Genomic DNA, 18,838 nt, shown 5'->3' on the forward strand with positions numbered 1-18,838 from the left:
CCGCAACATCCGGCGCCGGCAGGCGCACACAGGATGCTGCAATATCTCATGATCGATCAACCGCTTCGCCGTCATGCAGTTTCCGGTGGCAGCGGATTGACATGCCGGGCAGTCTTCACCCCGCGCCAGACGTCCAGCCTACTTGAATCCCGGTCGATTTGAAACAAACCATGCCATTGTTGCGACTTACGCGCCATAACATTCAAGCGCAAGTCGCTTTTGGGCAAAATGGTGACTGCGGGTGGACCGGATGCGCCAGCGCCTGGCCGCCGTAAACGTGGTCCGCACCCATTGGCCGCATCCTAGGCGTGGCCGGCATCGGAAAACAGCATGGCCGGGTCGATACCCAGGGTACCCAGAGCCCGATGCCATTTCGAACTGAAATCCCTGTCGAACAGGATGCCGGGGTCGGCAGGGGCGGTGAGCCAGCCGTTGGACTGGATCTCGTGTTCCAGCTGTCCCGGCGCCCAGCCCGAGTAGCCCAGAGCCAGCATCGCCCGAGAGGGGCCTTCGCCAAGCGCCAGTGCCCGCAGGATTTCGAGTGTCGCGGTGAGGCAGATGCCGTTGTCGATCGGAAGGGTGGACTGGTTCAAAATGAAATCGTCGCTATGGAGCACGAAACCGCGCTCCACCTCGACAGGACCGCCCTTGTGGACATTCATGTCGCGCACGCGGGGCGGCAGGCGTATGGCGTCGTCGTCATTCACGATGTCCAGTTGGATCAGCAGCTCTTCCAGGGATAGGTGCCGGGCAACCTGGTTGACGACCAATCCCATGGCCCCTTGTTCGGTATGAGAGCAAACGTATATCACGGAGTGTTCGAACCGGCTGTCCGCCATGCTCGGCATCGCAATCAGAAAGTGTCCCTCAAGGGATTCTGTTGCTTCGGCTCCGGCCATGAGTACCTCGTTTATGTTGGCGCCCTCTGCCTCCGCTGGAAGCATATCCTTTTTGAGATGGTTTGTTAATGTCTGTTTGCCCGGATCACGGCGCATCTCACGAAACCGTCACGAGGAAATGACCCGGATTGCGTATTGCCGCACATGACGATTGTCTGAAACTCGTGTAGCACAAACACATGAAACGGATCGCCATTTCCCTCGCCGCCGCGGTGATGACCGCGGTCTCCTCCCCGGCCCGGGCCGAGATGACGGACTGGACGGAAGTCCAGGGCGGCGCCGTGCGGCTTATTGCGGCAGGCCCATTGGAAAACGGCCAATACCTGGCCGGCCTGGAGTTTCTTCTGGAGCCCGGCTGGCACACCTATTGGCGCTATCCGGGAGACGCGGGCATTCCGCCGCAGATCAGCTTCGAAGGCGCCGAAAACCTCGCGGACGCCGAGGTGCTGTACCCCGCTCCCGAGCGCTACGATGACGGCTTTTCGGAATCGATCGTCTATCATGACGGCATCGTGCTGCCGATCAGGGTGACACCCGAGCATGCCGAGCGGAGGGTCCGTCTCTCGGTGGATGTCTTCTTCGGCATCTGCAAGGAAATCTGCGTGCCCGGCGACGCGGCCCTGTCGCTTGACCTCGACCCGGCAGCGGAAACGGACGGACTGGCATCAAGGCTGATCGAACGGGATCTTGCGGCAGTGCCTGAAGCAGGTGCGGACGGGGACCTGAGGATCAGTTCGGTCACGTTGTCGGACCAACGGGACAGCCTTGTCATCGAGGCGCAAGTGCGGGACGGCCAGAGCCCGGATCTCTTCGCGGCCGCTCCTGAAGGCTCTTACATCGGGCTTCCGAAATTCACCGGCCAATCGGCAGGCAGGGCGACCTGGCGCCTGTCGACCAAGGGCCTTGCGGCTTCCGCCGGCGACAACATGCTCCGCCTGGTTCTGACGGCCGGCGACAAGGCCGTCGAACATCTGCAGCCGATCGGTCCGGACTGGGTGAAATAGGCACCTCGCCACCTGCGAAGCTCCGACACCAAACCGGAACGCGATTTGCCGGTCGAACTCCCCTTTTTGCCGAAGCTTCACTCGACGGGCGCAGCGGAACGCCCTATCTGTGCTGCGGGTTGCCTTTCGTTTCTGCAGCCATAGAGAAAAGGGATGAATGCTATGACACTCAAGGTTGGGGACCGCCTGCCGGACGCCACGTTCAAAACGATGACCGCCGACGGACCTGGCGAGATGACCACCAGCGACCTGACCAGCGGCAAGACCGTTGTCCTGTTCGGGGTGCCGGGTGCCTTCACGCCAACCTGTCACATGAACCACCTGCCGGGCTTTGTGGAGCATGCCGAAACGCTGAAGAACAAGGGTGTCGACGAGATTGCCGTCGTCGCCGTCAACGATGTCTTCGTCATGGATGCCTGGCAGAAGGCCTCGAACACCGGCAACAAGATCACTTTCCTCGCCGATACGGCGGCCGAATTCGTCGAGGCGGCAGGTCTTGGCCTTGGCCCCGCGCCGATCTTCGGCCATGTGCGCTCCCAGCGTTTCGCCCTGATCGCCAAGGACGGCGTCGTGACTTTCCTGGCCGTTGAAGAAACCCCGAGTGAAGCGACCAGGACCGGTGCGGCCGCAATCCTGGAAGCGCTCGGCTGAGCTGAACCCGGATAGCCGAAGTCTCAGAGAGAGCCCCGTGCGGGCTCTCTCGGTTGCCGACAAGGCGCCTCCCCTCCATCGTCGTCCCGGACGGAGCAAAGCGGAGATCCGGGATCGGGGAGCCGGGTGTCTGTCGGATGGCAGGCGAAGGCTTGGGGCGCTCCGGTCCCGGCTCGCGCTGCGCTTGGCCGGGAGGACGACCGGAAGATTTGTCGGCCTGAATGAGAACCCAGTGCGGGCTCCGTCTTCGTTTTGTCAGCCGGTCTTGCGGTTGCGCGGCCACAGAATGCCGGCTGCATAGGTCAGGAAGACACCGACCAGCGTGGTGGCCAGGCCGAACCAGGTGAGCGCGTAGCCGAGATGATCGTTCTTGAAGCGGACGATCGTTTCTCCGGCCTGCGGCAGGCCGCTCGAAGGCGTGAATTCGGCGTCGAGGTCGATGCTGTAAGGCGCAAGGGCGGCCGGTTCGACGCCGAGAGCCTCACCCATCGCCCCGGTATCGCGTGCAAACCAGATCCGGTCGCTCATGTCTGGCTCAGGTGTCGTCCAGTTGGGTTTTTCGCTGAGGCGCAGCAGTCCGGTGAGTTCCAGCCGGCCCTCGGGCGGCAGTGTGGCGGCGCGGCGTTGGTCTTCGGCGAGGGCCTGCGGAAGAAAACCGCGGTTTACCAGCACCACCCAGCCATCGGATGTTCTGAACGGCGCGTAGACCATGACGCCCGGGCCTCCTATCGGTCCGGCCGGGTCCGCCAGGGCGGTGTAATAAAAGACCGCGTCTTCCAGGAAGCTGCCGGTCACCCTGACGTGGCGATAGTCGTCCTCTTCCTCAAGGCTGCCCCATTCGGCAGGGCCCGGCGCTTCGACCGCAGGCGCGGAAACGGCCTCTTCGACCTTGGCAATAAGGCTTTCCTTCCAGGCCAGCCGGTCAAGCTGCCAGAAGCCGAGGCTGAGCAGGATAACGAGGGCTGCAGCAGCGGCGGCAGCCGGTAGCAGAAGTTTTCGGATGGGTCCCATGGGCGGGAAAGTCTTCCGTCTTTACGTTTCCCCGCCGTCGTCAAGACGGCCTTCTTGCGCCTTGTGCCGGAACTGCAGGGCGATGAGCAGGCCTTTCAGCGGCCGCAATACCATTGCGGCCAGAAGAACCGTCAATGGCAGCCAGATGACCATGTGAAGCCACATCGGCGGCTGATAGGCGAGTTCCACGAACAGAACCAGGGCGACGACGATGAAGCCGACGAGCATGATGACGAAGACGGCCGGACCATCGCCGCTGTCGGCAAAGGAGTAATCCAGGCCGCAGGACGCGCAGGAGGTCTTGACGCTCAAGAAGCCGTCGAACAGCTTTCCCTGACCGCAGCGCGGGCACTTGCCGGCAAGGCCTGCAGAAACCGGGTTGACCGCGGGAAAATGCGCCTTGTCTTCCATGTCCAGCCTCGCTGCAATCATTGAACGAAATCGCGCCCGATCCGGAAACCGGATCGGGCGCGAACGATGTTCGGGCTACGGCGCCTTAGTGAGCTGCCGGAGTGCCTGCGCCCCAGATATAGATGGAGACGAACAGGAACAGCCAGACGACGTCGACGAAGTGCCAGTACCAGGCGGCGGCCTCGAAGCCGAAGTGCTTCTCCGGCGTAAAGTGGCCGGCCAGCGCACGGAACAGGCAGACTGCCAGGAAGATGGTTCCGACGATCACGTGGAAGCCATGGAACCCGGTCGCCATGAAGAAGGTGGCGCCATAGATGTTGCCGCCGAAGGAGAACGCGGCGTGGGCATACTCGTAGGCCTGGCAGAGCGTGAAGATCACGCCGAGCATGACCGTCAGGGCCAGGCCCCATTTCAGGCCTTCGCGGTCGTTGTGCAGCAGCGCGTGGTGGGCCCAGGTGACCGTGGTGCCGGAGCACAGCAGGATCAGCGTGTTGAGCAGCGGCAGGTGCCAGGGATCGAAGGTCGCGATACCTTCGGGGGGCCAATGACCGCCCGTGGCTTCCACACGGGCGAACTGAATGGCTTCGCCGGTGAAGAGCGCCGCATCGAAATAGGCCCAGAACCAGGCGACGAAGAACATCACTTCCGACGCGATGAACAACAGCATGCCGTAGCGCAGGTGCAGTGAAACGACCCGGGTGTGATGACCTTCGCGGGATTCGCGGATAGTGTCGCGCCACCAGCCGAACATCACGTAAAGGATGATCAGGAGGCCGATCGCAAACAGGCCCCATCCGGTGAGATCGATGCCCAGGAGCACGAACTCCCTGCCCTGTGCCGACTTCATGAAGCCGATGGCACCAAGGGCCATAAGAAACGCGCCGATAGACGCGATAAACGGCCACGGGCTCGGATCCACGAGGTGGTAGTCGTGATTTTTGGTATGTGCCTCAGCCATCGGCAAGCTCCCCAAACACTGTCATCTCAAGCGCGGTACTCGCGCCAATCACAAATTCGTTTCAGCAGCAGGTTCTTCGGTCCGCGCTGCAACAGGACGTTCCGGCTCTTCTACCGGGAAGAAGGTGTAGGACAAAGTGATTTCCTTCACGGTTTTCAGCTCGGGATCGTTGTCCATTTCCGGGTCGACAAAGAAGACGACCGGCATTTCGACGGTTTCGCCGGGTTTGATCTCCTGCTCGGTGAAGCAGAAGCAATCCAGCTTGTTGAAATAGATGCCGGCGGTCGGCGGCGACACGTTGAACGTGGAGGTTCCCACTGTGGTCATGTCGCCGGTGTTGGTTGCCAGATATTCAAGCTGGGCGGTTTCACCCATCTTCAGCGTCACGGAACGCTGCTTCGGCTTGAATTTCCAGGACAGCTCATGGTTGACGTTGCCGTCGAAACGGATGGTGATCATCCGGTCGATGACCACATCGCTCCCCGCCTCGGCCACCTGCGTGGTTCCGCCAAAGCCGGTCACGCGGCAAAACAGATTGTAGAGCGGCACGGCCGCATAGGACGCGCCGACCATAACGGCGAACACGCCGGCACACACCACCGCCACCTTGCGGTTGCTGCGCGACAGGTTCTGGCCGTTGTCCATGTTGCTCACCTTACATCCCCTCAAAGCGGCCGGTCGATGACGCCGGGCCCCAGCTTGACGATGGTGACCACATAGAACAGGGCAACCAGCGCGGCCAGGACAATGGCGATTGCGATCGACCGTGAACGGCGCTTCCTTTTCTGCTCTTCCGTCAGCCGGATGCCCTTGTCCTCGTCGTCCGCCATCGCCTCAGACCCCGACAATCAGGCTCTCGCCCAGAAGCAGGGCGAACAGCATGAACAGATAGAAAATCGAAAACTTGAACAACCGCACGCAAGCCAGCCGGGCAGCGTCGCCTTCCCGCTTGCGCCAGACATCCGCTGCCATGGCGACGAATGTCAGGCCAAGCAGGGCGGAGGCGGCCCCGTAGACCGGGCTCGCAAACCCAAGGAAGTACGGTCCGGCACCAACCGGTGCGAGCAGCAGCGCATAGACCAGGATGTGATGCCGCGTGCTGGTTTCCCCGGCGACCACGGGCAGCATGGGAATGCCGGCGGCGCGGTAGTCGCCGCTCTTGAACAGTGCCAGCGCCCAGAAATGCGGCGGTGTCCACATGAAGGTGATCAGGAACAGCGCGAAGCTTTCCACGCTGACGCCTCCGGTAACCGACGCCCAGCCGATCATCGGCGGAAAGGCGCCGGCGGCGCCGCCGATGACGATGTTCTGCGGTGTGGAGCGCTTCAGCCACATGGTGTAGATGACGACATAGAAGAAGATGGTGAAGGCCAGGAACGCGCCTGCGAACCAGTTGACCAAGAGACCGAGCAGGACGACAGAGCCGACCGACAAGGTCATGCCGAAGGCGAACGCTTCTTCCCGGGTGATTTTTCCGGCCGGGATCGGGCGCTTCCTGGTGCGCGACATGATCTGGTCGATATCGGCGTCGTACCACATGTTCAACGCTCCGGAGGCCCCTGCTCCGATGGCAATGCACAGGATCGCGACCGCACCCAGCACCGGATGCACGGAGCCGGGAGCCAGCATCAGGCCGACAAAGGCAGTGAAGATCACCAGCGACATGACACGGGGTTTCAGGAGCGCCACATAGTCGCTCACCGAGCCCATTCCGCCGTTCCAGACGGCGGCATCCTGCCTCATCGTATCCTGGCGCTCTATGAGCGACATGGGCGCGTCCTTTGAATTACCCATTGCTGTCTGCGCTTTCGTGTTGCGCTGAATGGCGGCACGCCATCCCGACAGTTTTAGCAATATCCACCGCGCCGGGCCCCGGCGCGGTGTCGATCTTGAGTTGGAGGGCAAACCTCCGGCCACGATCTACTTGATACGCGGCAGCGTTTCGAACTGGTGGAACGGCGGCGGCGACGTCAGCGTCCATTCCAGCGTCGTTGCCCCTTCACCCCACGGGTTGTTGCCGACGGCACGCTTCTTGGCGAATGCTTCGACGATGCCGAAGATGAACACCAGGACCGCGAAGGCGGAGATGTAGGAACCGATCGAGGAAACGAAGTTCCAGCCCGAAAGCGCATCCGGATAGTCGACATAGCGGCGCGGCATGCCGTTAAGCCCAAGGAAATGCTGCGGGAAGAAGACCAGGTTCACGCCCACGAAGGTGATCCAGAAGTGAGCCTTGCCGATCGTCTCGTTGTACATGTAGCCGAACATCTTCGGGAACCAGTAGTACCAGGCCGCAAAGATGGCGAACACGGCACCGAGGGACAGAACGTAGTGGAAGTGCGCCACAACGAAATAGGTGTCGTGAAACGAACGGTCGAGACCGGCATTCGCGAGTTGCACACCCGTCACACCACCGACGGTGAACAGGAAGATGAAGCCTACCGCCCAGACCATCGGCGTCTTGAAGTCGATGGAACCGCCCCACATGGTGGCGATCCAGGAGAAGATCTTCACGCCGGTCGGCACCGCGATCACCATGGTGGCGGCGACGAAGTAGGCCTGGGTCTCGGCGGACATGCCGACGGTGTACATGTGGTGTGCCCACACGATGAAGCCGACGACGCCGATGGCGACCATGGCGTAGGCCATGCCGAGGTACCCGAAGATCGGCTTGCGGGAGAAGGTGGAGATGATGTGGCTGATGATGCCGAAGCCCGGCAGGATCAGGATGTAGACTTCCGGGTGGCCGAAGAACCAGAACAGGTGCTGGAACAGGATCGGATCACCGCCGCCCGCCGGGGCGAAGAAAGTGGTGCCGAAGTTGCGGTCCGTCAGCAGCATGGTGATGGCACCTGCCAGTACCGGCAGGGACAAAAGCAGCAGGAACGCGGTAATCAGCACGGACCAGGCAAACAGCGGCATCTTGTGCATGGTCATGCCCGGGGCACGCATGTTGAAGATCGTCGTGATGAAGTTGATCGCACCCAGGATCGACGAGGCACCGGCGATGTGCAGGGACAGGATCGCAAGATCCATTGCCGGGCCGGGCTGGCCGGAGGTCGATAGCGGCGGATAGATCGTCCAGCCGCCGCCGACGCCGTTGGCGCCCGGAGGGCCCTCGACGAACAGCGAGAGGATCAAGAGCAGGAAGGCCGGCGGCAGAAGCCAGAAGGAGATGTTGTTCATCCGCGGGAACGCCATGTCCGGCGCGCCGATCATGATCGGCACGAAGAAGTTCGCGTAGCCGCCGATCATCGCCGGCATGACCATGAAGAAGATCATGATCAGACCGTGCGACGTCGTGAAGACGTTGAACGTGTGCGGATTGCTGAAGATCTGCATTCCCGGTTCCTGCAGTTCCATCCGCATGCCAACGCTGAGCGCGCCGCCTACGATTCCTGCAAAAATCGCGAAATAAAGATACAACATGCCGATGTCTTTGTGGTTGGTCGAATAGACCCACCGGCGCCATCCGGTCGGATGGTCATGTCCCGCATGTGCTTCGCTCGCAGCCATATCAGGCTCCCTCTCTAGTCTCTCTTAGCGGCGCTGCGTGTCATCGCGCGCATTGCCAAACAGGCTCGCCGCCGCGTTATTGCGCGGCGACGGAAATTTCATCCAGCTTACCGTTTGCGGCGACTTTCTTCGCGGCCGCAATCGAAGCCAGCAGCTGTTGGTTTGCCGTGTCCAGATCTTCCTGAGCGGCAGAGGCCCAGGTCTGGTACTGTTCCTTGGAAACCACACGGACGGCAATCGGCATGAACGCGTGGTCCTTGCCGCAAAGCTCGGAGCACTGCCCGTAATAGACACCTTCCTCACGCGCGTGGAACCAGGTCTCGTTGAGCCGGCCCGGAATGGCATCGATCTTGACGCCGAATGCCGGCATGGCGAACGCGTGGATCACATCCTCGGAAGTCACCTGCAGGCGGACCGTCGTGTCGACCGGAAGGACAAGATCATAGTCTACGGCCAGAAGACGGGGGACCTCGCTCAGGGACACGCCGCGCGCCTCGGCCACTTCCTGCCGGTCCGCTTCCTGAACCATGAGGGAATCGAAGTAGAGGTCGCCCATGCCTTCGTCGGTGTACTCATACCCCCAGTACCACTGGTAACCGGTGGCCTTGATGGTCATCTCATACTCGGGAATGTCCAGCTGCTTGTAGAGCAGGCGGAAGGACGGGATGGCGATAATCACCAGGATCAGGATCGGCGCGACGGTCCACAGCACCTCGATCAGCGTGTTGTGCGACGTGCGGGACGGCACCGGGTTCGATTTCGAATTGAACCGCACGATGCAGATGATGAGCAGTGCCAGGACGAGTAGCGTTATGACCGCGATGATCACCAGCGTGAAACCGTTGAACCAGGTGATGTCATCCATGACGTCGGTCACGGACCTCTGAAAACCGAGCTGCCACTCCTTGAAACCGGGCTCAGCTGCCAGGGCCGCAGTGGACACTCCAGCAAATGTTGCCGCCATTCCGGCCATAGTCATGAGACGCTTGAAGACTGACTTCACGTCCGCGCTCCCTTCCCTCAGCCGCTCCGTAGCGGCACATGCAAAACTACCGGACCCTATCCGGCCAATCCGATGCGGCAGTAGCGGGCTTGGCGTCGCTTCGCAAGCCAATTCTGCCGCGTCCGGGCATCCGACAGGGTCACTAGATTGCCGGAATATAACCATAAACTCGCACACAGGGCGATGGTTATCACCGGGCAGAGCGGCGATGTGCCGCATCCCGTTGCCGGCAGACCGTGGCGCACAAAAACCACAAGAAACGCCGGGCTGCAACGGAATTTCCGACTTTTCAGAGCCGCCGGCGCAGCCTGCTCGTTTGACAAGCGTCAAGGACAGGCTGATTTTCGACAAGAAATCCGAATATTCGTGCGCTTCGCCGCCCCGTCAGACTGGAAACGCGCGCCGTCATGCGGCAATGTCTGGCCGGGACAACACCCGTGATTCGCAGGGCCTGCCGCATTCAGCGTACCGGCGGGCCGCCTGAAGGACCGGACAACGATCGACTGGAGGATTTCTTGTCAGCCCATCTGCCGCAGCCGCTTTCCGCCCGCATGGGCAGACGCTCCAGATCCGCTTTGCTGAAGGTTGCCACCGCCGCCGGGATCATTCTCGGCGCGCTCGCGCAGGGACATTCTCCTGCCCTCGCACAAGGCGAGGTGCGTGCCACTCACGGGGACTGGCAAATGCGCTGCGACACGCCTCCGGGCGCTTCCGGCGAGCAATGCGCGCTCATTCAGAACGTGACGGCCGCGGACCGGGAAAATGTCGGGCTGTCGGTGATCATCCTGAAAACCGCCGACAAGCAGGCGCGCATTCTCAGGGTGCTCGCACCTCTGGGCGTGCTGCTGCCTTCGGGTCTGGGTCTGCGGGTCGACAATGCGGATATCGGCCGCGCGGGCTTCGTCCGCTGCCTGCCGAACGGCTGTATCGCCGAAGTGATCCTGGAAGACGAGTTGCTGACCAAGATGAAAGGCGGATCCCAGGCGACGTTCATCATTTTCCAGACGCCCGAGGAAGGCATCGGCATCCCGATTTCGCTCAACGGATTTTCCGCGGGCTTCGACGCCCTGCCCTGACGTGCCTGGAGCCCGACCGGGCCCTGTCATTCGGCCGGAATATCTTCCTTGTCCTTTGCCGGCTTGCGCGGTGTCACCTTGTGGAGCTTGTCGGAACCGGCAAAGAGGCCGTCGGTCATCTGCATTGCCAGGCGTTCTTCGTCGCGGTAGCGGACATCCTCCTCCACCTGATCGATCCGGTCGAGCGGTATGCCAAGCGCTTCCAGGGCGGCGCGGCCGAACACGACGCTTGATTCAAACGTCTCGCGGATCTGGAAATCGACCCCGCGCCTGGCGAGATCCAGCGAATGCGCGCGGTCGGTGGCCCGGCAGAAGATCAGCGTATTTGGGAAACCATCCCGGATAAGGTCTATGGCCTTTGCCATGACCTTCTCGTTCTCGATGCACATCGCCACCAGCGCCGCCTTTCCGGCGCCGGCAGCAGCCAGAACGTCGGCCCGCGTCGCATCGCCGTAGTAGACCCTGTAGCCCTGCTTGCGGGCATAGGCGATCCGTTCCGGACGGTTGTCGATGGCCGTGATCTCCAGTCCTTCGGACGTCAGGAACTGCGCGACGACCATGCCGAACCGGCCAAACCCGACCACAAGCACCGTCGGTGTCGCTTCCTCGAAAGTTTCGATCGACGGGTTCTCGACGCCGCGTGCCTTGGCCCGTGCCGCGAGTGCGTCCAACCCGAGACAGGCAAGCGGCGTGAACAGCATGGTCAGAATGACGATCGCGTTCAGCAGGTTGACGGTCTGGTAGTCCAGCAGCCTCACGCCGACAGCGGCGGTGAAGAGGACAAAGGCGAACTCTCCCCCCTGCGGCAAGGTTACGGCGATGCGCAGGGCATCGGAGTTCGACGAGCCGGTGCCGCGGGACAGGCCCCACAGAAAGACACCCTTGAGCAGCATGACGACCACGACACCGGCCGCGAGAACCTGCCAGTTGTCCATGACGAGATAGACGTCGAGCGACATGCCGACGGCCACGAAGAACAGCCCCATCAAGAGAGAGCGGAACGGCTCGATGTCGGCTTCCAGGGTATGCCGGAAGCTCGATTCGGCGAGAAGCACGCCTGCCAGGAACGCGCCGAGTGCCATGGACAGCCCGACGGAATGCATGATGCCGGCGCTTCCCAGTGCCACCAGCAGCGCCGCCGTCAGCATGACCTCCCGGGCCCGGCTCGCCGCCAGAAGCGCGAAGATCGGCGAGATCAGATAGCGTCCCGTCACCACCACTGCAGCGATCGCCCCCAGAATGATCACGATTTCACCGGCAATGTCGGCCGCCGTCATGGGCTCTTCGCTTGGGGCGAGGATAGCCACCATGGCCAGAAGCGGCACGATGGCGATGTCCTGCAGCAGGAGGATGCCGAACGCCCGCTGGCCGTAGGCGGATGACAATTGCCCGCGCTCCTGCAGGATCTGCAAGGCAAAGGCCGTTGACGACAAGGCAAGGCCGAATCCGGCAACAATCGCGGTGGAATAGGGGAACCCGTACAAGCGGGCAATCGCATAGAGACATATGCCGGTCAGCATGACCTGGGCCGTCCCGAGCCCGAAGATATCCCGCTTCATCCGCCACAGTTTTTGCGGATCCAGCTCGAGACCGATCACGAACAGAAGCAGGACAACACCCAGTTCGGCGACGTGAAGCACGTCTTCCCCCGAGCCCAGGAGCTGCAATCCATGAGGACCGACAACCGCGCCCGCTGCCAGGTAGCCGACCACCGACCCGAGCCCGAGGCGTTTGGCAATCGGTACAGCCACGACTGTCGCGGCCAAGAACACGATCGCTTCTGCGAAAAACGGAGGCGCAGCTTCTGCGGCCATTTTTTCTCCCTTGTCACGAGTGCATCGCGCGTTCCCAAGACATCAGCATGCGTTCGCATTAATAAGTGCGAACGACTTTACTGCATTCAGGTAAACGAACCTGGTTGCAATCCGGATCAACGCGCCTTCGTGTCGGGGCAAAGGCCGAAGCAGACCTGTCACGGATGCCGGGGCGTGTTGTCCGACTCTTTTCGGGCGCGAACGTTCCGGATGATCAAGAATATGCGTGCCGGCGGCGACAAATCCAGCGCCTCGAACCGAAACCGCTTTGCATTTCAAACAAAAAACACGGTACGGCGCGGTTATTGGGCGGACCGGCAGTCCATTGCCATCCGGATATCTGTCAGGCGTGGCGGATTTCAGATAAGGCCATGGCTTCGCAGAAAGTCTCTGAGGTCTTCCGGCGAAGTGTAGAGATGACCGTGGAGCCCGGCCTCTTGCGCGCCGGTTACGTTTTCCTCCTTGTCATCGATGAAGGCGCTGCGTTCAGGTGAGTGACCGTATGCCTCGCAGATCCGCCGATAGACGAGCGGATCAGGCTTGCGGACCTTGAACTCCGCCGAGACATGCGCGTTGTCGCCGAATATCTCGATTATCTCGGGCGCGCAGACCGGCAGGGCGGCCTTCAGCAGCATCCCGTTGTTCGTCAGCATCGCTATGTCGGCCCGTTTGCCGGTTTCGCGGGCCAGGTTCAAAACGTCGGGCCGCGGACGCAGCATCCTGCGGTGGATTTCCGCCCAGGTTTCGAAATCGATCGGATAGCCAAGCAAGCCGGCAAACTGTGCAAGATAACCCTCGGACGTGCCGGGATTGCCGGCCTCGGCCTCTTCCTCGTGCGGCCCACCCCAGACCGCGGCATCGATTTCAGCCGCCGGCCTGCCGGTCAGGTCCTCCAGCAGTTCGAGCCGGATCTCCGGATCCGCGTCATAGAGCACGTCGTTCAGATCAAAGATGACAAATTTGATGTCCGCCATGATCCGCTCTTAACTCCACAGGTATCAGACCGCCGTACCGCCAATCGTCAGGCCGTTGATGCGCATCGAGGGCTGGCCGACGCCGACGGGCACGCCCTGCCCCTGCTTGCCGCAGGTTCCCATGCCCGGATCGAGCTTCATGTCGTTGCCGATCATGCTGACGCGCGTCAGTGCATCCGGCCCGTTGCCGATCAGCATGGCTCCCTTGACCGGCGCGCCGACCTTGCCGTTTTCCACCCTGTAGGCCTCGGTGCAGGAGAACACGAACTTGCCGGACGTGATGTCGACCTGGCCGCCGCCGAAGGCGACCGCGTATATGCCGTCCTTGACGGAACTCAGGATCTCTTCCGGGTCCTTGTCGCCGGACATCATCACCGTGTTGGTCATGCGCGGCATGGGGATATGGGCGTAGGACTGGCGGCGGCCGTTTCCGGTCGGCTCCATGCCCATCAGCCGGGCGTTCTGGCGGTCCTGCATGTAGCCCTTGAGAATACCGTCCTCTATCAGCACCGTCCGGCCGGCAGGGGTGCCTTCGTCGTCCACAGTCAGCGAACCCCGGCGGTCCGGGATGGTGCCGTCGTCAACGATGGTGACGCCGGGCGCTGCCACACGTTGCCCCATCAGGCCGGCAAAGGCGGAGGTTTTCTTGCGGTTGAAGTCGCCTTCCAGGCCATGGCCGACCGCTTCGTGCAGCAGAATGCCGGGCCAGCCCGGGCCGAGCACCACATCGAACGTACCGGCCGGGGCCGGAACGGCTTCCAGGTTGACCAGCGCCTGGCGCAGCGCCTCATCCACGCCGCTCTGCCAGTTTTCGATCGTGATGAAGCGCTCGAAGCCTTCACGCCCGCCGCAGCCGAAAGAACCGCTTTCCTGACGTTCGTCATTGCCCGCCACGACGGAGATGTTGAACCGCACCATCGGGCGGATATCGCGCACCAGATGACCGTCGGCGCGCAAGATCTCCACCACCTGCCAGGACCCGGCCAGGGAAGCCGATACCTGGCGCACGCGCGGATCGCGTGCCCGCGCATAGGCGTCGATTTCCTGCAGCAGCTTGACCTTGTCTTCGAAACTCGGCCCGCCGAGCGGATTGACGTCGGTGTAAAGCTGCTGGTTGGTTCTGGCGGGAGCTGCCGCATAGCTGCCCGAATAGCCTCTCTTGACCGCGCCGACCGCTTCGGCCGCGCGTTTGAGGGCCGCTTCGGAAATGTCGCCCGCATGGGCATAGCCTGCAGCTTCGCCCGCAACCGCGCGCAGGCCGAACCCCTGCGCCGTGTCGTAATTGGCGGCCTTGAGCCGGCCATTATCGAAAACCAGTCCTTCGGTCTGCCGGTATTCGACAAACAGTTCGCCGTCGTCCGCGCCCGACAACGCCTCTTCGGTGATCCGTTTGGCCGTGTCCAGTCCGAGGCCGGACGATTCGATAAGGTCAGTCGTGGAAAGGGTCATATTTGCGTCCTGGTTCTGCCGGGCAATGCGGGTTTGCGCCTTCGCTCAAGTTCATGCGGCGAATACGCCGGGTTATCACCAAGATAGGGTTTTTGGCACACAATTCACCCCAATTCGGCAGAATTCCACTTGCCCGATTTTTAACTTGAATATAATACTCATGTTTTATGAGCCGCCCTTCCAGAGGCGGCTCGCGATCAGCCAGGGTACGGACCCAGCCATCTCCCGCTCAATCTTCGAAAAACAGAACTGCGAACCTTTCGCGGCAGAAAGAGTTATTGGCGCATGCAGAAACCGTCCAAACCTCCTGTGGCAACAACACTCGCGGCGTTCCATGAACTTGCTGCACGGCGTGGTGACGGACTGCATCCGCGTTTTCTCGAAGCGCTTGCCAAGACCGGCGCGGCATCGGGTCCTCCGGCCCCTTCGCAACAGTCCAACGAAAATATCGTCCGGTTGGAGTTTGTCTCCAAGAGCCGCTCCGGAGCGAAAAAACAGGCGTCGTCGGTATGAAAACGGTTCTTGTCGCCCTGCACCTGGTCGCATGCCAACCCAACCTGCTGATATGCGAGGATATGTCAGCCGATGCCAAAAGATGGGTGGACATGGCCTCGTGCCATCGGGATCGCGGAGCTGAAATGGCCCGCACGGAACAACGGGTGCCCGATTGGGCGGTGGTGATGTCCCGCTGCCGCTATCTCATCGCTCGCGACCATCGCTCCGCGCGGATGTTCTGACTTCCGGCGGATCAGGTCAATGCAACGGCTTGCCCAATCGGGGTAAACTGCCGTAAAAGACAGTCACCACTTCCCGCAAGGCATCAGAATCGGCGATGATGAACCGCTACGAAAACCCGCGAATTCCCAGTGAAGCCCGTGTCCGCTACCTGGATGGCGACTTTCAGGTGGAAACACCGGGAACCTTCGTGCGTTGCGCGGTGACCGGCACGGCCATTCCGCTCGATGAATTGAAATACTGGTCCGTCGAGCGCCAGGAAGCCTATGTCGATGCCAAGGCATCCATGAAGCGGCATCTCGAAACGCAGGGATAGCCGGGACTATCCGGCAAGTTTCCGGCGCTTCAACCTTTCCCTGATCAGGCTCATCAGACGGTCCTCGTCGTCGATCTCCATACGCACGTCCAGCACATGGGTGGTGGACGAGATCCAGTGGAACAGTTCTCCATCCGCCGTCTCCAGCCTTGCCATGTCCTTGGCCGTGGTGACCAGCTGCAGGCTCGCCTCTTCGGCCTCCGTCAGGAGATCGCGGACGTCGGATTCGGTATAAATGTGGTGATCTGCAAAGGCGCGGGTCCGTTTCACGTCGTAGCCCATATCCTTCAGCGCGGCGAAAAACTTCTGCGGACGTCCGATCCCGGCAAAGGCGTAGAGCCTGTGTCCCGCGAGATCTTCATCCGGCTGCGGCCGCAGGTGGGCATGCAGGATCGGCAGGGCCCGACGCCCGGCAAGATGCACGGCCGGTTCCGCCGCATCGCCGTCGCCGATCAGCACGAGACAGTCCGCCTTGAGGATCTGCTTTTGAGGCGGCGCCCTTAAGGGCCCGGCCGGCAGGCAGCGGCCATTGCCGAAGCCGACCGTGCAATCCACCAGGGCAAGGCTCAGGTCCTTGGCGAGCGAAGGGTTCTGGAACCCGTCATCCATCAGCAGAAGGTCGATCGGCTGCGTCTCCGCCAGTGCGGCTCCGGCAGGCCGGTTGGCCGCAACGACCGTCGGGCCGAACCGGGCCAGCAGCAGGGCTTCATCGCCGACGTCCCCGGCTCCGTGGATCGCCAGGTCGACCAGCAGCGGGCCCTTCTGACGCCCGCCATAGCCGCGCAACAGAAATCCCGGCTTGTAGCCCTCTTCCTGGAGACGGCAGGCCAACTCGATCGCGAACGGGGTCTTGCCCGTGCCGCCAACGACGAAATTGCCGATGCAGATGACCGGCAACCGGCATTTTGCCTTCGGCCTGGCGAGCATGCGGCGGCCCGAGACCAGACCGTATATCCAGGCCGCGGGCGCGAGCAGCAGGGCAGGAAGCGAGAACCCGGGTTTCCACCAGTAGTCAGGAGCCGTGCTCACGTAGGGCCTCCGGCGTTCGCCCGGCACCATCCCGCGGCAGATAGGGCTGCAGCAGGAACAGCGTTTTCTCCAGCGCACCGCGGCCGGCCTCGACCATTGCCCTGGCTTTCGCGGCCTGGTCGCGGGCTTTGCGGGGATCACGCAGCAGACCTGCCACGTGCTCTGCCAGATCAACGGGATCGGGCACCCTCAACGCCGCGCCGCCGTTCCAGAACTCCTTGTAGATCGCGCGCGCGTTGGAGACCCTCGGACCGGTCACCAGAGCGGATCCCACAAGAGCTGCTTCCAACGGATTATGTCCCCCTGCATCATTAAAGGAGCCACCCAGGAAGGTGACCGGCGCCAGCCTGTAGAAAAGTCCCATCTCTCCGAGTGTATCACCAAGATAGACATGTGTTGACGGTTCGATTTTCCGGCCTGAACTGCGCAGGACGCCGTTCAGGCCCTGCTGGCCGACCAGGCCTAGGATGTCATCCGCGCGAACCGGGTGGCGCGGTACCAGCAGCAGGAGGAGATCGGGAAACTCCCTCCGCAGCCTGCCATAGGCATCAAGCGCTATCTCGTCTTCGCCGGGATGCGTGAGCGCGGCAAGCCAGACGGGCCGATCGCCGATCCGCGCCTGAAGACCGGAAACTTCCCCTTCGTCCGCCAGGGGCTCGCTTGCGTCGAATTTCAGGTTGCCCGGCGTTTCCACCCGCCGGCAGCCGAGGCGCCGGAAGCGCTGCGCGTCGGCGGCGCTTTGCGCCAGCACCAGATCGAGGCACCTGAAGATATAGCCCGAGGCTCCCGGCAGCATCGACCAGTTCCTGTGGGACTTGTCAGACAACCGGCCGTTCACCAGCACGAAGGGTATGCCGCGGCTTCGCAATTCGTCAAAAAGGCAGGGCCAGACTTCCGACTCCACGACCATCGCCAGATCGGGTGACCAATGGTCGAGAAACCGCGCCATCGGGCCGGGGGAATCGAAAGGAATGAACTGGTGGACCGATCCTTCCGGCAGGCGGCTTGCGGCGATATCGGCGGCCGTGACGGTGACCGTCGTCAGCAGCACCCTGTTTCCCGAAGCGGACAGGGCGTCGATCAGCGGCAGCACCGACATGGTTTCGCCGACGCTTGCAGCGTGAATCCAGACGAGACGGCCGGACGGGCGCTGCCTTTGGGACCAGCCGAACCGCTCGCCCTTTCGTTGGCCGATCTCCTTGCCGGCCCGGCTCCGCCACCAGAACAGAAGATGGAACAGGGGCACCAGAGCCCGGGAGAGGCCGCGATAGAAGCTGATGAACGGGGGCTTAGCCATCCGTCCTGCCGACCAGTTCGTAGGCCCGCCTGGTGGCCACGTTCAACCGCTCTTCGACCTGCAGGCGGTAGGTTTCGAGCGAATCGTCGTCCGCCTCGGACGGCACCCAGATCAGATCGCCCACGGCAATGGCGCCGCGACCGAAGGGCAGGTTGACGCTGGCCGTGTCCCAGCTGTCCAGCTCCTTGCTGCGGCTGGTGGCCACGGCGACGGGCAGGATCGGCCGGCCGGAATGCCTGGCGAGCTGGACAATGCCGATGCCGGACTTTCTTGCCGGTCCCTTGGGGACGTCCGCGGTCATGGCGATGCTGTAGCCTTCCTTCAGCGATTTCAGCGCCTCGATGAAACCGCGCATGCCGCCGCGCTTCTTGATCTGGCGCGCGCTTTTTCCGCCCGACGCCCGGATCAGGCCGAGCCCCAGCTTGCGGGCCGCAATGGCGTTGACCTCGCCGTCGACGGACCGGGAAATCATCACCTTTGCGGGCCAATGGGACGGCTTGGCGAACGGAACCAGAAAATGCTGACCGTGCCACATGGCCACGATGACCGGCAGATGCTGCTCGGTGTCCTCGTGGACGCCTTCCGGGTCCAGGACAAACCGATTTGTGAGGTAAACCAGTTTAAGGTAGCCGGCAAGCAAAGTGCCCACACCTGACAGGACCCAGGGATGGCGGGCGAGGCGTTTCATCATGTTT

The 18,838-nt window shown here is 62.2% G+C and carries 21 protein-coding genes; 6 read left to right on the top strand and 15 right to left on the bottom strand.

Annotation, left to right across the window (positions count from 1 at the left end; genetic code table 11):
- Positions 1–302 precede the first annotated feature (302 nt).
- Positions 303–899 carry a YqgE/AlgH family protein gene (locus tag ON753_RS15805; RefSeq protein WP_265963579.1) on the bottom strand — a complete coding sequence of 199 codons (597 nt, stop codon included), beginning with the start codon at positions 897–899 and terminating at the stop codon, positions 303–305.
- A 179-nt stretch (positions 900–1,078) separates the two neighbouring features.
- Here ON753_RS15805 and ON753_RS15810 point away from each other — a divergent pair, with 179 nt between their 5' ends.
- On the top strand, positions 1,079–1,903 hold the full coding sequence (locus tag ON753_RS15810; RefSeq protein WP_265963580.1) for a protein-disulfide reductase DsbD domain-containing protein: 825 nt from the start codon (positions 1,079–1,081) through the stop codon (positions 1,901–1,903).
- Between the two features lie 162 nt (positions 1,904–2,065).
- Complete coding sequence (locus ON753_RS15815; RefSeq protein ID WP_265963581.1) at positions 2,066–2,554, top strand: peroxiredoxin; 489 nt, start codon at positions 2,066–2,068, stop codon at positions 2,552–2,554.
- 255 nt (positions 2,555–2,809) lie between these two features.
- Here ON753_RS15815 and ON753_RS15820 read toward each other — a convergent pair whose 3' ends face one another.
- The 8 genes from ON753_RS15820 to coxB all read right to left on the bottom strand — a co-directional run bounded on the left by ON753_RS15820 (position 2,810) and on the right by coxB (position 9,429).
- Complete coding sequence (locus ON753_RS15820) at positions 2,810–3,565, bottom strand: SURF1 family protein (RefSeq protein ID WP_265963582.1); 756 nt, start codon at positions 3,563–3,565, stop codon at positions 2,810–2,812.
- A gap of 21 nt (positions 3,566–3,586) precedes the next feature.
- Entirely contained in the window at positions 3,587–3,976 is a 390-nt protein-coding gene (locus tag ON753_RS15825; protein WP_265967174.1) for a DUF983 domain-containing protein, read from the bottom strand.
- Positions 3,977–4,061: 85 nt separating this feature from the next.
- Positions 4,062–4,934, bottom strand: coding sequence for a cytochrome c oxidase subunit 3 (locus tag ON753_RS15830; RefSeq protein ID WP_265963583.1), 873 nt, complete (start codon positions 4,932–4,934; stop codon positions 4,062–4,064).
- 48 nt (positions 4,935–4,982) lie between these two features.
- The gene (locus tag ON753_RS15835; protein ID WP_265967175.1) at positions 4,983–5,579 is read right to left on the bottom strand and encodes a cytochrome c oxidase assembly protein; all 597 of its coding nucleotides are present in this window, start codon (positions 5,577–5,579) and stop codon (positions 4,983–4,985) included.
- 20 nt (positions 5,580–5,599) lie between these two features.
- Positions 5,600–5,764 (bottom strand): hypothetical protein, encoded by a 165-nt coding sequence (locus tag ON753_RS15840; protein WP_265963584.1) that lies wholly within the window; start codon positions 5,762–5,764, stop codon positions 5,600–5,602.
- A gap of 4 nt (positions 5,765–5,768) precedes the next feature.
- Positions 5,769–6,704: a heme o synthase gene (locus ON753_RS15845; RefSeq protein WP_377046989.1), complete on the bottom strand. Its 936-nt coding sequence runs from the start codon at positions 6,702–6,704 to the stop codon at positions 5,769–5,771.
- 150 nt (positions 6,705–6,854) lie between these two features.
- Positions 6,855–8,450, bottom strand: coding sequence for a cytochrome c oxidase subunit I (ctaD, locus tag ON753_RS15850; RefSeq protein WP_265963585.1), 1,596 nt, complete (start codon positions 8,448–8,450; stop codon positions 6,855–6,857).
- A gap of 76 nt (positions 8,451–8,526) precedes the next feature.
- Complete coding sequence (coxB, locus tag ON753_RS15855; RefSeq protein WP_265967177.1) at positions 8,527–9,429, bottom strand: cytochrome c oxidase subunit II; 903 nt, start codon at positions 9,427–9,429, stop codon at positions 8,527–8,529.
- A 575-nt stretch (positions 9,430–10,004) separates the two neighbouring features.
- Here coxB and ON753_RS15860 point away from each other — a divergent pair.
- The gene (locus tag ON753_RS15860; protein ID WP_265967178.1) at positions 10,005–10,529 is read left to right on the top strand and encodes an invasion associated locus B family protein; all 525 of its coding nucleotides are present in this window, start codon (positions 10,005–10,007) and stop codon (positions 10,527–10,529) included.
- A 26-nt stretch (positions 10,530–10,555) separates the two neighbouring features.
- Here the strand turns inward: ON753_RS15860 and ON753_RS15865 are convergent, their stop codons facing one another.
- The 3 genes from ON753_RS15865 to tldD all read right to left on the bottom strand — a co-directional run bounded on the left by ON753_RS15865 (position 10,556) and on the right by tldD (position 14,766).
- Positions 10,556–12,343, bottom strand: coding sequence for a monovalent cation:proton antiporter-2 (CPA2) family protein (locus tag ON753_RS15865; protein ID WP_265963586.1), 1,788 nt, complete (start codon positions 12,341–12,343; stop codon positions 10,556–10,558).
- Between the two features lie 359 nt (positions 12,344–12,702).
- Positions 12,703–13,317, bottom strand: a complete 615-nt coding sequence (locus ON753_RS15870) for an HAD family hydrolase (RefSeq protein ID WP_265963587.1) — start codon at positions 13,315–13,317, stop codon at positions 12,703–12,705.
- A gap of 24 nt (positions 13,318–13,341) precedes the next feature.
- Complete coding sequence (gene tldD, locus ON753_RS15875) at positions 13,342–14,766, bottom strand: metalloprotease TldD (RefSeq protein ID WP_265963588.1); 1,425 nt, start codon at positions 14,764–14,766, stop codon at positions 13,342–13,344.
- 285 nt (positions 14,767–15,051) lie between these two features.
- On the opposite strand from tldD, the gene ON753_RS15880 reads away from it, so the two are divergent.
- From ON753_RS15880 to ON753_RS15890, 3 genes are all read left to right on the top strand, one after another.
- Positions 15,052–15,279: a hypothetical protein gene (locus tag ON753_RS15880; RefSeq protein WP_265963589.1), complete on the top strand. Its 228-nt coding sequence runs from the start codon at positions 15,052–15,054 to the stop codon at positions 15,277–15,279.
- The gene (locus ON753_RS15885) at positions 15,276–15,503 is read left to right on the top strand and encodes a hypothetical protein (protein ID WP_265963590.1); all 228 of its coding nucleotides are present in this window, start codon (positions 15,276–15,278) and stop codon (positions 15,501–15,503) included. The genes ON753_RS15880 and ON753_RS15885 overlap by 4 nt, the downstream gene beginning before the upstream one ends.
- 95 nt (positions 15,504–15,598) lie before the next feature.
- Positions 15,599–15,817 (top strand): DUF2093 domain-containing protein, encoded by a 219-nt coding sequence (locus tag ON753_RS15890; RefSeq protein WP_265963591.1) that lies wholly within the window; start codon positions 15,599–15,601, stop codon positions 15,815–15,817.
- 6 nt (positions 15,818–15,823) lie between these two features.
- Here the strand turns inward: ON753_RS15890 and lpxK are convergent, their stop codons facing one another.
- Genes lpxK through ON753_RS15905 form a run of 3 tightly spaced genes read right to left on the bottom strand, consistent with a single transcriptional unit; the run spans position 15,824 to position 18,834 of the window.
- Positions 15,824–16,846 (bottom strand): tetraacyldisaccharide 4'-kinase, encoded by a 1,023-nt coding sequence (gene lpxK, locus ON753_RS15895; protein WP_265963592.1) that lies wholly within the window; start codon positions 16,844–16,846, stop codon positions 15,824–15,826.
- A complete protein-coding gene (locus tag ON753_RS15900) occupies positions 16,830–18,143 on the bottom strand; it encodes a 3-deoxy-D-manno-octulosonic acid transferase (protein ID WP_265963593.1) in 1,314 nt (437 codons plus the stop codon). The genes lpxK and ON753_RS15900 overlap by 17 nt, the downstream gene beginning before the upstream one ends.
- Positions 18,136–18,834, bottom strand: coding sequence for a lysophospholipid acyltransferase family protein (locus ON753_RS15905; RefSeq protein WP_265963594.1), 699 nt, complete (start codon positions 18,832–18,834; stop codon positions 18,136–18,138). The genes ON753_RS15900 and ON753_RS15905 overlap by 8 nt, the downstream gene beginning before the upstream one ends.
- Positions 18,835–18,838: the final 4 nt, after the last annotated feature.

Source organism: Roseibium salinum, from assembly GCF_026240905.1.
Classification (GTDB): domain Bacteria; phylum Pseudomonadota; class Alphaproteobacteria; order Rhizobiales; family Stappiaceae; genus Roseibium; species Roseibium salinum.

Coding starts and splice junctions, on each gene's coding strand:
- ON753_RS15805 (WP_265963579.1), bottom strand. CDS start 899: ATGGCCGGAGCCGAAGCAACAGAATCCCTTGAGGGACACTTTCTGATT.
- ON753_RS15810 (WP_265963580.1), top strand. CDS start 1,079: ATGAAACGGATCGCCATTTCCCTCGCCGCCGCGGTGATGACCGCGGTC.
- ON753_RS15815 (WP_265963581.1), top strand. CDS start 2,066: ATGACACTCAAGGTTGGGGACCGCCTGCCGGACGCCACGTTCAAAACG.
- ON753_RS15820 (WP_265963582.1), bottom strand. CDS start 3,565: ATGGGACCCATCCGAAAACTTCTGCTACCGGCTGCCGCCGCTGCTGCA.
- ON753_RS15825 (WP_265967174.1), bottom strand. CDS start 3,976: ATGGAAGACAAGGCGCATTTTCCCGCGGTCAACCCGGTTTCTGCAGGC.
- ON753_RS15830 (WP_265963583.1), bottom strand. CDS start 4,934: ATGGCTGAGGCACATACCAAAAATCACGACTACCACCTCGTGGATCCG.
- ON753_RS15835 (WP_265967175.1), bottom strand. CDS start 5,579: ATGGACAACGGCCAGAACCTGTCGCGCAGCAACCGCAAGGTGGCGGTG.
- ON753_RS15840 (WP_265963584.1), bottom strand. CDS start 5,764: ATGGCGGACGACGAGGACAAGGGCATCCGGCTGACGGAAGAGCAGAAA.
- ON753_RS15845 (WP_377046989.1), bottom strand. CDS start 6,704: ATGTCGCTCATAGAGCGCCAGGATACGATGAGGCAGGATGCCGCCGTC.
- ctaD (WP_265963585.1), bottom strand. CDS start 8,450: ATGGCTGCGAGCGAAGCACATGCGGGACATGACCATCCGACCGGATGG.
- coxB (WP_265967177.1), bottom strand. CDS start 9,429: ATGACTATGGCCGGAATGGCGGCAACATTTGCTGGAGTGTCCACTGCG.
- ON753_RS15860 (WP_265967178.1), top strand. CDS start 10,005: ATGGGCAGACGCTCCAGATCCGCTTTGCTGAAGGTTGCCACCGCCGCC.
- ON753_RS15865 (WP_265963586.1), bottom strand. CDS start 12,343: ATGGCCGCAGAAGCTGCGCCTCCGTTTTTCGCAGAAGCGATCGTGTTC.
- ON753_RS15870 (WP_265963587.1), bottom strand. CDS start 13,317: ATGGCGGACATCAAATTTGTCATCTTTGATCTGAACGACGTGCTCTAT.
- tldD (WP_265963588.1), bottom strand. CDS start 14,766: ATGACCCTTTCCACGACTGACCTTATCGAATCGTCCGGCCTCGGACTG.
- ON753_RS15880 (WP_265963589.1), top strand. CDS start 15,052: ATGCAGAAACCGTCCAAACCTCCTGTGGCAACAACACTCGCGGCGTTC.
- ON753_RS15885 (WP_265963590.1), top strand. CDS start 15,276: ATGAAAACGGTTCTTGTCGCCCTGCACCTGGTCGCATGCCAACCCAAC.
- ON753_RS15890 (WP_265963591.1), top strand. CDS start 15,599: ATGATGAACCGCTACGAAAACCCGCGAATTCCCAGTGAAGCCCGTGTC.
- ON753_RS15900 (WP_265963593.1), bottom strand. CDS start 18,143: ATGGCTAAGCCCCCGTTCATCAGCTTCTATCGCGGCCTCTCCCGGGCT.
- ON753_RS15905 (WP_265963594.1), bottom strand. CDS start 18,834: ATGATGAAACGCCTCGCCCGCCATCCCTGGGTCCTGTCAGGTGTGGGC.